This is a genomic window from Corallococcus sp. Z5C101001, assembly GCF_007352635.1.
In the GTDB taxonomy this organism is placed as follows: Bacteria; Myxococcota; Myxococcia; order Myxococcales; family Myxococcaceae; genus Corallococcus; species Corallococcus silvisoli.
Genome location: NZ_VKLU01000002.1, coordinates 138,127 through 148,691 on the forward strand (window position 1 = coordinate 138,127; position 10,565 = coordinate 148,691).

The 10,565-nt window shown below is 69.3% G+C and carries 8 protein-coding genes; 3 read left to right on the forward strand and 5 right to left on the reverse strand.

Annotation, left to right across the window (positions count from 1 at the left end; translation table 11 throughout):
* Nucleotides 1–2: 2 nt before the first annotated feature.
* On the reverse strand, nt 3–3,107 hold the full coding sequence (locus FOF48_RS06175) for a cyclic nucleotide-binding domain-containing protein (RefSeq protein ID WP_143899238.1): 3,105 nt from the start codon (nt 3,105–3,107) through the stop codon (nt 3–5).
* A gap of 206 nt (nt 3,108–3,313) precedes the next feature.
* Between FOF48_RS06175 and FOF48_RS06180 the strand changes: the two genes are divergently transcribed.
* A complete protein-coding gene (locus tag FOF48_RS06180; protein WP_143899239.1) occupies nt 3,314–4,162 on the forward strand; it encodes an RDD family protein in 849 nt (282 codons plus the stop codon).
* Here the strand turns inward: FOF48_RS06180 and FOF48_RS06185 are convergent.
* Entirely contained in the window at nt 4,104–4,622 is a 519-nt protein-coding gene (locus tag FOF48_RS06185) for an outer membrane beta-barrel protein (RefSeq protein WP_143899240.1), read from the reverse strand. The two genes, FOF48_RS06180 and FOF48_RS06185, sit on opposite strands and share 59 nt — an antisense overlap.
* 103 nt (nt 4,623–4,725) lie before the next feature.
* Here FOF48_RS06185 and FOF48_RS06190 point away from each other — a divergent pair, with 103 nt between their 5' ends.
* Together FOF48_RS06190 and FOF48_RS06195 are read left to right on the forward strand one after the other, a co-directional pair.
* Nucleotides 4,726–5,790 (forward strand): lipopolysaccharide assembly protein LapB, encoded by a 1,065-nt coding sequence (locus FOF48_RS06190; RefSeq protein ID WP_186001806.1) that lies wholly within the window; start codon nt 4,726–4,728, stop codon nt 5,788–5,790.
* 27 nt (nt 5,791–5,817) lie between these two features.
* Complete coding sequence (locus tag FOF48_RS06195; RefSeq protein ID WP_143899241.1) at nt 5,818–6,885, forward strand: FHA domain-containing protein; 1,068 nt, start codon at nt 5,818–5,820, stop codon at nt 6,883–6,885.
* A 138-nt stretch (nt 6,886–7,023) separates the two neighbouring features.
* On the opposite strand, the gene sctV is transcribed toward FOF48_RS06195, so the two are convergent.
* The 3 genes from sctV to FOF48_RS06210 all read right to left on the reverse strand — a co-directional run bounded on the left by sctV (nt 7,024) and on the right by FOF48_RS06210 (nt 10,262).
* Nucleotides 7,024–9,150: a type III secretion system export apparatus subunit SctV gene (gene sctV, locus FOF48_RS06200; RefSeq protein WP_143899242.1), complete on the reverse strand. Its 2,127-nt coding sequence runs from the start codon at nt 9,148–9,150 to the stop codon at nt 7,024–7,026.
* Between the two features lie 86 nt (nt 9,151–9,236).
* Nucleotides 9,237–9,704, reverse strand: coding sequence for a tetratricopeptide repeat protein (locus FOF48_RS06205; protein WP_143899243.1), 468 nt, complete (start codon nt 9,702–9,704; stop codon nt 9,237–9,239).
* A gap of 99 nt (nt 9,705–9,803) precedes the next feature.
* Nucleotides 9,804–10,262 carry a hypothetical protein gene (locus FOF48_RS06210; RefSeq protein ID WP_143899244.1) on the reverse strand — a complete coding sequence of 153 codons (459 nt, stop codon included), beginning with the start codon at nt 10,260–10,262 and terminating at the stop codon, nt 9,804–9,806.
* Between the last annotated feature and the right edge of the window lie 303 nt (nt 10,263–10,565).

Below are 10,565 nucleotides of genomic sequence, written 5' to 3' on the forward strand. Positions count from 1 at the left end.
GCTCAGACGTCGGAGGGCGCGTTGCCTTCGGGGGGCAGTCCGCCAATGCCCTCCAGCGGCGCGTGCGGCTGCTGTGGAGCGCCCAGCTCCAGCCGCTGGCCCTCCTCCCGCCGCGCCGGCAGGTCGATGACGCTCTGCAGCTGCTGGCTCACGGAGCGGAAGAAGCCCGTGAGCAGCTCCGGCCGGTCCGCCAGCAGGTCCAGGAAGTCGCGCCGGTCGATGACGAGCACGCGGGAGTCCACCGCGGCCACCATGTCCGTGGGGCGCGGCGCGCCGTCGAGCAGGCTCACCTCGCCGATGGCCTCCTTGGCCTGGAAGCGCAGCACGTGCTCGCCGTTGCGGAACGCGTCCACCGCGCCCTCGACGATGACGTAGAGCGCGTCGCCCGGGTCTCCCTGGCTGTAGAGCCGCTCACCTGTCTTGTATGACGCCTCGCGCGCCACCTCCGCGATGGCGGCGATGTCATCCACGTCGCTCTGCGAGAAGACGCTCACGCCCTCCAGCGCGAACATCCGTTGGACGATGGTATCGCTCATGTCACCTTCCTGCGGGAGCACGTCCAGGCCGTTCACCCGCGCCACGTGGCGGGCGCACGCGCGCAGCACCAGGTCCTCACTCTGCACGAGCCCCGCCAGCCGGCGCCACAGCCGGCCCGGCGCGCCGGGCGGAAGCTCGCGGTGGTGGGCCTCCACCTGCTCCATCACCAGCTCGCGCTCCTCCACCGCCACCAGGTTCTCCAGCAGCTCCAGCGCATAGGCCCGCCGGCGCGAGTCATTGCCCACCAGGTGCTGGTGGATGCGCCGCATCGCCTGGGGCGGATGCAGCAGGCCCAGGAGGAAGAACGACAGCTCCAGCGCCTGGTCCAACCGGTCGCCCACCGCGCGGGTGAGCAGCGACTGCGGCCCCAGCGCCGCCTGCACGTCGCGGAAGGCGCCCACCAGCTGGCGGTACGTGTCGCGGCGGCGGCCCAGGGCCTCGTGGATGCGGTCCACGTCCACCGGATGGTCGGGCTGCTCCTCGCGAAGCCGCGACAGCTGCGCGCCGATGCGGAAGTGCAGCCCCGCGTCGTCGCGCACGTTGGAGAACAGCAGCGCGTTGAGCGCCGCCGACGTCCCGATGCCGCGCAGCACGCGGGGCAGTTGCATCCGCATGGCCAGGGGCGCGGCCTTGTTGTTGAGCTGCAGCTCCAGCAGCGGCGTCACCGCGTCGCCCAGCTGCACCAGCGACTCGCGCGCGGCCGGGCGCTCCTCGCGCCAGGTGAGGAAGGGCAGCAGGCGCGGCGCCAGCTCCACGTAGCCGCCCTCGCCCACCGCCACCAGCGCCACGCGCCGCACGGAGAGGTCCATGTCCTCCAGGTAGAGCGACAGCGGCCCCGCGAAGCGCGGATCCTTCAGCCGGCCCAGGAGCCGCGCCACCTCGCGCCGCTCGGCCACGGGCGCGTGGTCTCCCTTCGACAACAGCTCCCGCAGCGACTCGAGCGCCGCGGAGTTGCCCTGCGTGCGCATCAGCGCGCCAATGGCCGCGGACCGCAGGCCCACGTCGGGGCTCGTCAGCAGCGGCGGCAGGAGCCGCTCCGCGCGCTCCGGCGACAGGCGGGCCAGGGCCCACACGGCCTGGTCGCGGGGGCGCCGGGGCCCCTCCTCCACCAGCCGCTCCAGCATGGGCGCCAGCTCCCGCGCATCCATGGACAGGGCCAGCGTGACGCCGCGCTCCTGCACGCGCTCATGCGGGTGGCTCAAGAGCGCGGCCAGGTGGTGGCGCAGCGGCGCGGCCTCCGCCTGCTCCAGCATGTCCACCGCGCGCAGCACCCGCTCCGGCGTGGACGCGCCCAGCGCCTCCACGAGCAGCTTCTGCGCCTCGCCGCCCAGCTCCACCTCTTCCTCTTCGTGCGCGCCCACCTGCTCGCCCAGCGCCGTGAGGTACGCGGGCTTGAGGCGCACGAGCAACAGGCCCAGCGCGGCGCACAGGAACACCACCGCCACCGCCATGGTGACGCCGGTGGCGGCCCGGCCCGCGCCAATGAGCATCAGGCCCGCCAGCACCACGCCGCCCTTGCGCAACAGGCCGTCCACCGCGCTGCGCAGCCCTTCGCGCTGCTCGTCCGGCACCGCCGCGTACAGCAGCTGGATGCCCACCGGAAGGATGGAGTAGCTCACCGCCGTCTCCACCAGCCGCAACAGGTGCACCGGCCACAGCTGCCCGGTGACGAGCGTGGCGCCCGCCAGCGGCGCGAGCACCAGCGGCACCAGCGCCAGGTACATGAGCAGGCCCATGCGCTTGAGCAGCCGCTCCGCCACCAGCAGCTGGAAGGCCACGCAGAACAGGCCAATCCACAGCTGCAGCGACCCGAAGAGCGCCGCCAGCCCGTCCTCGCTCAGCGTCCCCTCCACGCGTAGCCGGAACAGGTAGTCCACGAAGGACGACACCACCGCGAACGCGATGCCCAGCGCCGCCAGCACCTGCGCGTACGGGCTCTCCCCCAGGTAGCTCCACGCCGGGAACCACGCCGCCTGCGAGCGAGCGCGCGCGGGCACGGGCGGCTCCGACCGGTGCAGGTGGTGGAAGATGGCGCCCGCCGCCAGCAGGCTCACCGCGCCGCTCACCACCACCAGGGGCGTACCCAGCCGCACCGCCAGCGCCTGCACCAGCAGGCCGCCCGCGATGCCACCGCCCATGCCAAAGCCGTTGAGCACCGTGAACGCCCGGCGAGCCTCGCGCGCGTCGAACGCGGACGCCATGCGGCCCCAGAAGCGGAACGACACGAAGGTGCTGAAGCAGTCCGCGAACAGGTACAGCGCCAGCGCCGGCATGCGCTGCCCCGCGGACAGCGCCGCCGCCAGCCCCAGCGCCAGCACCCCACCCACCCCGGTGAGGATTCCCGGGGACTCCGTGGGCGCGTCCGGACGGCCACGCGGCAGCAGCGTGAGCGTCGCCGTCATCAGCGCACCCAGCAGGTAGAGGTACGGCAGCGCCTGCGATTCGAAGCGCGACAACACCAGCGCGTTCGCGGACGTCTTGAGCTGCGTCACCCCGGCGATGAGCGCGAACTGGAAGGCGCCCGCGGGCAACACGCGGCGGTTCCAGGATGAGGTTTCAGAAGAGGCCACGGGCGCGGGAATGCGGACAGGATAGCGTGGGAGCCCGCTATTCACGAATAACACTCTTCCAGTCCGCCCCGCATCTGCCCTCCGGCTGGGCCTGGACGCCTGCCTGCCCGGCGGCGTCCGGGCTCCAGAGTGATTTCGGCTCCCACGGAAAATCCGTCGTGGGAGCGCCCACGGGATGGGGGGCGCGTGGCGTACACTGCCGCCCCGTGACGCCTCCCGACGACACCCTGCTCGACGGCACCCACACGGTGCTGACCCCGGAGTACGTGGAGTTCCGCTTCACCCTGGCGGGGGTGTACGCGCGGTTCCTGGCGTGGCTGCTGGACGCGCTCATCGTCGCCTTCGCCACGGCGTCGGTGCTGCTGGTGTTCCAAGTGGGGATGGTGGCCTTCCCGGGGTTCGCCAGCGCGCTGGGCATCGTCGTGTACTTCCTGGTGGACTGGGGCTACGGCATCGCGCTGGAGACCGCGTGGGCGGGCCAGACGGTGGGCAAGCGCGTGATGTCCCTGCGGGTCATCCAGGAGAGCGGCGTGCGCATCGGCTTCTACCACGCCGCCCTGCGCAACCTGGCGCGCGTCGTGGACCGGCTGCCGCTGCTCTACCTGGTGGGCGGCTCGGTGGCGCTGCTGTCGCGCTCGCACCAGCGGCTGGGGGACCTGCTCGCCGGCACCATCGTCGTGCGCGAGCGGCGCCTCAAGGTGCCCTCCGCGCTGGAGACCCGGGGCGAAGAGGGCCTCCTGGCGGATCCGCTGTTCGTCTCGCGCGTGAAGCGGCTGTCCACCGAGGAGCGGGAGGTGGTGCTGTCCGCGGCCCTGCGGCGAGAGGAGCTCCGGATGGAGGCCCGCCTCACGCTGTTCTCCGCGCTGGGCGCCCGGCTCCAGGACTCGCTCGCGATGGAGAAGCCCGCCCACCTCTCCGATGAGAAGTGGACGCTGCTGGTCGCCGCCACCCTGCTGCCCGCCCCGGCGCAGCGCCCGGGGAGGTCCGCGCCCCCGCCTAGAAGTACGCCGCCGCGCCCACCGAACCCGTCAGCGACTTCTGCGTATCCTCGTTGAGGGCGATGTAGAAGTTGTACTGCACGCGCAGGCCCAGGCTCACGGAGTCGGTGACGAAGAAGTCGACGCCCGCGTTGGGCCCGATGCCCACGAAGTTGCTGATGCTCTCCTTGAACACGATGAGGTAGCTGATGTCCGTGCCGATGTACGGGCGGATGGACTCCTCCATCAGCAGGTAGCGGATGCCCAGCGACGGCGCCAACCCCACCACGCGCTTCTTCGGGCTGGCGTAGGTGTCCGTCGGGAACATCAACTTCGAGAGGGAGACGACCTCGAAGCCGTTCTCGACGTAGAGGCTGGCGTCCAGCCCGAGGAACGGCGTCTTGTCGAGGCCCGCGGTGCGGTTGAAGTCCATGTAGCCCAGGGACACCCCCAGGCTCCGGTTGGAGAACTGCGCGTGAGCAGGAGCCGCTCCCAGGAGGGCGGCGAGCAAGCCAAAGGCACAAAAGTAGGTCCGCATGACGGGGCACTCTACCGCCGGCATAACCCCTGGAAAACAGCGCTGATTCAGCACAAGGCCGCCGTTGCCTGATGGGGTGGCGCTCTCCTACACTCGGTCGGCCATGCGTCTTCGCCGCCTCGTCCTGACCCTGACCGCCGCCGCTGCCCTGACCACCACCACGGGCTGTCTCAGCACGCCCCCGCCGCATGAGCGGGCGCTCATCAACAACGAGCTGTGCGCGCAGGAGATGGCCAACGGGGACCTGCAGAAGGCGGAGACCTACTGCAACCTGGGCCTGGAGTTCTCCCCCCAGTACGCGGACCTGTGGGCCAACAAGGGCCTCATCGCCATGTACTCGGGCAACAAGGGCAAGGCGAAGGAGTTCTTCATCAAGGCCCTGCGCTTCAACCAGGAGCACCTCCAGGCATACCAGAACCTGGGCGTCCTCTACCTGGAGGAAGGCGCCTACGGAAAGGCCCACGACAACTTCAAGCGCGCCTTGCAGGTGAACCCGGACAACCTGGAGTCGCGCTACGACCTGGGCCTCACCTTCATGAAGATGGGCAAGACGAAGCAGGCCCGCAAGGAGTTCGACACCCTGCTCGCCGTCAACCCCAACGTGGCCAACGCCCACCACAACCTGGGCATCATGGCCTACGAGGAGAAGGACCTGGAGACGGCCTTCGAGCACATCTCGCAGGCCGCCCAGCTCACCCCGGACTCCGCGGAGGTGTGGCACGACCTGGGCACGGTGCTGATGGAGCAGAGCCGCTTCGCGGAGGCCCGCGAGGCCTTTGGCAACTGCGCCCGCCTTGATGAGAAGAACTCCAGCTGCCTCAACAACCTCGCCGTCGCCCAGCGCAAGGTGGCGCTGACGGACTCCGCGCTCAAGGAGCTGAAGGACACGCAGACCGCGGAGAACAGCGCCCCGGCCATGTACCTGCTCGCGCGCCAGTACCGCGAGAAGGGCCTGCTCACCGAAGAGGAAGCCGCCTACCGCAAGTGCGTGAAGCTGGACGCCAAGTTCGCGCCCTGCCACTTCGGCCTGTTCCAGATCTTCTCGGAGGCCCACAAGCAGACCCACGCACAGACGGCGTGCAAGAACTTCATGAAGTTTGGTACCTCCGAGGAATTCCCCACCGAGTATCAGGCGTGTGAGAGATTCCTCGCCAACGACTCGTTCTAGCCGTCCCTTCGGGTAGCGACACACGCGATGAGCGTCCGTCTGACCGTCACGCAGCGCAGCGAGGCCGGAGGCGCCTCCGGGAAGGAGGTCGTCCTCGACGACTCCGTCATCACCCTGGGGCGCGACAAGACCTGCCAGGTGGTGCTTCCGCAGCAGGCGGTGTCGCGCAACCACGCGCGCATCAGCCAGGAAGGCACCCTCTACTTCCTGGAGGACCTGGGCAGCGCCTACGGCACGAAGATCAACGGGAAGACGCTGCCCAAGGGCGAGAAGGAGCTGCTGCGCAACGGCGACGTGATCGCCATCGCGCAGTACGACGTCCGCTTCGACAAGGTGGTGGAGATCGCCCCGGACGTGAGTGACAAGACGTCCTTCATCGCGCGCGGCATGGTGAAGGACGTGATGCGCGGCCTCGCGGGCGGCGAGGAGCGCTTCCTGCGCTACATGAACGGCCCGCGCGAGGGCCAGCGCATCGAAATCTCGGAGGCGCAGGAGCACGTCTTCGGCCGCGACGAGAAGGAAGCCGACGTCATCCTCAAGGACGACCTCGTCTCCCGCAAGCACGCCAAGGTGCGCCGCGACTGGTCCGGCACGCACGTGGAGGACCTGGGCAGCCGCAACGGCATCAAGGTCAACAAGAAGCGGGTGAACCGCAAGGCGCTCAAGGACGGCGACGAGCTGGAGATTGGCGCCACCCGCTTCGTCTACGTCGACCCCGCCGAGCCCCCCGACGAGCCGGCGGTGAGCCTCTCCGCGGAGCCGAGCCCCGCCAGCGCGCCGGCTCCATCCCCGCCGCGGCCCTCCCCGCCCCGCCGTGAGGAGCCGCCCCCGCCGGAGCCTGAACCAGAGCCTGCCCCCCCGCCGCCGGAGGAGCCTGCCCCCTCCGAGGATTCATCCGCGGCCTCCTCCGAAGAGCCCTCGCCCGAAGGCGACGGCTCCATGGGCGAAGCCATGCCGGAGCCGGAGCCCGAGCCGGAACCCGCGGCCAGCATGGGAGCGCTGTCGGACAAGAAGAAGCTCGTCCCGCTCATCGTCATGGGCGTGGTGGGACTGAGCTTCCTGGTGTTGATGATCGCCGTGCTCGCGGGCGCCTGAGCGGCGCCGCGGCACGGGCAGGCCCCTGGATGGGGGCCGCCTCCACACAGTGACGGGAAGTCGAGTGGAGCCGCCTCGCGTCCGGGGGTCCCCGGCGGAGGCGGCGCGTCCCGCGCAGGGGCACGAGGCCCCGGCGGACTACCGGCCGGAGGAGATGCGCGCCACCGGCTGGATGTTCAGCTCGGGCGACAGCTCCTGGTAGCTGAGGATCGAGAACGAGGGGTTGAACTCGTACTCCAGCAGCTTGCGCACGTAACGGCGGATGTCCATCGCCGTGAGGATGACGGGGCGCTGGGCGCTGGGCGGCAGGTGTCCGCACTCGGAGCGCACCGCGCCCACGATTTCCTGGGCGATCTCCGGCTCCAGCGCCAGGTGGGCGCCCGCGGAGGTGCGCTTGATGGAGCTGCGGATGGCCTCCTCGATGTTCGGGTCGAGCAGGTACACCACCAGCGTGCCGGTGCCGCGCGCGTACTTGTGGGAGATGTAGCGGCGGAGCGAGGCGCGGACATGCTCCGTGAGCATGACGTTGTCGGCCTCCACCTGCCCGTACTCCGACAAGGCCTGGAGGATGCCGCGCAGGTCGCGGATGGAGATCTCCTCCTCCACCAGGCGCCCGAGGATGTCCGTCAGCTTCAGCACGTTGACGATCTTCGGGACGACCTCCTTCACGATGGCCGGGAACGCCTTCTCCAGCTGCTCCAGCATCGTCTGCGTTTCCTGCACGCCCACGAACTCGCGGGCGTTCTTCCGCAGCACGGCGGCGGTGTGCAGGATGATGTAGCCGGGCACGTCCCAGGTGGTGAGGCCCGCGGACTCGAGCGTCTCCCGGAACTGCTCCGGCACCCACGCGGCGGGCTGGCGCGTCGCGGGGTTGATGGCCTCGAAGCCGGGGATGTTCATCAGCTTGAGGCGATCCACCGTGTCGTTCACCAGGATGTGGCCCAGGGTGGCCTGGCCGGTGACGACGGGGACCTCGTTGATTTGAATCTGGTAGGCCCCGGGCGGCAGGCCGCCGTTGCCACGCGCGCGCACGCCGGGGAAGCGGACGCCCAGCTCCACGAAGAGGCCGTCGCGCATGAACGGGATGAGCTCGAAGAGGAACTTGCCGCCGTCCTGCCGCGAGTCCACGAAGGGCACCAGCGCGTCGGACACCTCCAGGACGATGGGGGTGACGACGGGGATGAACAGCTCCGAGTCCGGGTTGAGCTGCTCCTTGGGCGGAGGCTCGGAGGACACCGGCGTGCCGAAGCTGGACTCCATCGCGGGGCCCGCTTCCTCGGCGGCCAGGGCCTCGTCGCGCTTGCGCATCATGGTCCACGCGCCGAAGCCCGCGCCCGCGCCCAAGAGGAAGAAGGGAATCTTGGGCAGACCGGGGATGAGGCCCAGGCCCACGAGCATGGCCGACGCGATGGCGATGGCCTTCGGGAAGGCGGTGAGCTGGCTGCCCACGTCCTTGCCCAGGTGCGCGCCCTCCTCCTCGCCGCCCACGCGCGTCACCAGGATGCCGGCGCAGGTGGAGATGAGGATGGCCGGGATCATGCCGACGAGGCCGTCACCGATGGTGAGCAGCGTGTACTTCTGCGCGGCGTCGCCGGCGGACAGGCCCTTCTGGGTCACGCCGATGATGAGGCCACCGACGATGTTGATGACCGTGATGATGATGGACGCGATGGCGTCGCCCTTCACGAACTTCATCGCGCCGTCCATGGCGCCGAAGAGCTGGCTCTCACGCTCCAGGTCGCGGCGCTTCTTCTTCATCTGATCCTGATCAATGACGCCCGCGCGCAGGTCCGCGTCGATGGACATCTGCTTGCCAGGCATCGCGTCCAGGGTGAAGCGCGCGGCCACTTCCGCGACGCGCTCCGAGCCCTTGGAGATGACGATGAAGTTCACCACCACCAGGATGAGGAAGAGGATGGCGCCGACGACGAAGTTGCCCTGCACCACGAAGTTACCGAACGCCACCACCACTTCGCCGGGATCGCCGGTCAGCAGGATGAGGCGTGTGGTGGAGATGGTGAGCGACAGGCGGAACATCGTCGTGATCAGCAGGATCGTCGGGAACGACGACAGGTACAGCGCGCTGGGCACGTAGAGGGAGATGAGGAGCAGTACCACCGACAAGCTGATGTTCAGCGTCAGCAAGACGTCCAGGATGAGCGTCGGCAGCGGGACGATCATCATCCCGACGATGGCCACGACGACCACCGCCAGGACAATGTCGGAGTACTTGTTCAGGAAGCTGTTCGGATCGGCGTTGGCCATCGTCGGGCGCCATCCTAGTCCGTGCCCGCCCCCAATCCCAAGGGGGGGATGGCTCCCCCTGGCGAGAGAGGGAGCCTCGGGTCAGGCTACGAGCGGTCGTCGGGGGCTTCGGATTCCGAAGCCTCGTCCGAGCTCTCCAGGGCCGCGGCGGCGAGCATGCGCGCACGACGGCTCAGGGGGTCCTGGTCCTCGGGGTCCAGCGACACGGCATGCTGGAAGTCACGGGCCGCGTCGGAGACCCGGCCCTGGCGAAGGAAGGCTTCGCCCCGGTTGACGAAGGGGGTGATGTCGGTGGGGTCCAGCTCGATGGCGCGGTTGAAGCACGCCACCGCGGTGTCCAGGTCCTCCAGCGCCAGGTGGCAGGCGCCCAGGGCGGTCTGGAAGTAGGCCTCGGTCGGGTCCATCGACGCGAGCTTCTCAAAGAGGCTCAGCGATTCGCTGAAGTGTCCCTCCTGGAAAAGGTTGAAGCCCTCCGTGGCCCGCTCGAGCATCTCCGGGCCAGACAGGGGCTTCGCGTTGTCGTTCGACACCGTGGCCTTGGATTCAGTCGTCATCGGCGCGTTCACCGGGGCGGGGACAGCAGCGGCGGGGAGTCTAGCCCGGGGCCCCCGCCAGTTCCAGACGGGGACCCTTCCAAGGCATGGGCCAGAGGACTACTTCTGATCGTCAATCCGCTCCTGCACCTTCGCCATGATGTCGTTCATCGACTTGTCGATGATGGACTTGAAGATGTACTCGGCGGAGGAGGCCTTGTTGAGCTGGTTCTTGGCCTCGGCCTGGATCTGCTCCGGGGTCGCGTTCGGGTTGGCCGCGACGAACGCGTCGACCTTGCCCTGCGCCGTCTCCAGCGCGCGCTTGCCGGACGTCTCGTTCAGGATGCCCAGGTACTGCTGCGACAGGTCGTTCACGGCCTGGCGGCCCGCCTGCTGCGCGTTCCCAGCCGAGGCCTGCTTCGCGGCCGGCTGCTGCGTGGAGGCCTGCTTGAGCTGCGTGCTGATGGTGTTCAGCTCGCGCATGGCCTGGTTGGAAGCGGCCGGGTTCGCCTGCGTCGGGGCGCTGGTCCGGACCGTGGGGGATGCGGCGGGGGTGCGGGAGATGGTGTTGGAGCCCATGAGGCAACCTCGTTCAAAATGCGGTTTTCAAGGTTATCGGCAGCAAGGCTAGGGAAGTTTCTGGATCTCCACCAGGGGTCCCCAGGTCGCCCAAACGCCGCCGGCCCCGGACCAGTACCCCCGAAGGAGCACCAGCGCGGGGCCGGAGCGAACCACTCAACCTGCCTGCGACTACTTCAGGTTGTTGATGGCCGCCATCGCCATCTCGTCCATCTTCTTCATCAGGTTCGTGATCGTGCTCATGATCTGCGAGTCCTGCTGAACCTTCTTCTGCGCCTCCAGGAAGCCGCGCTGCTCCGGCGG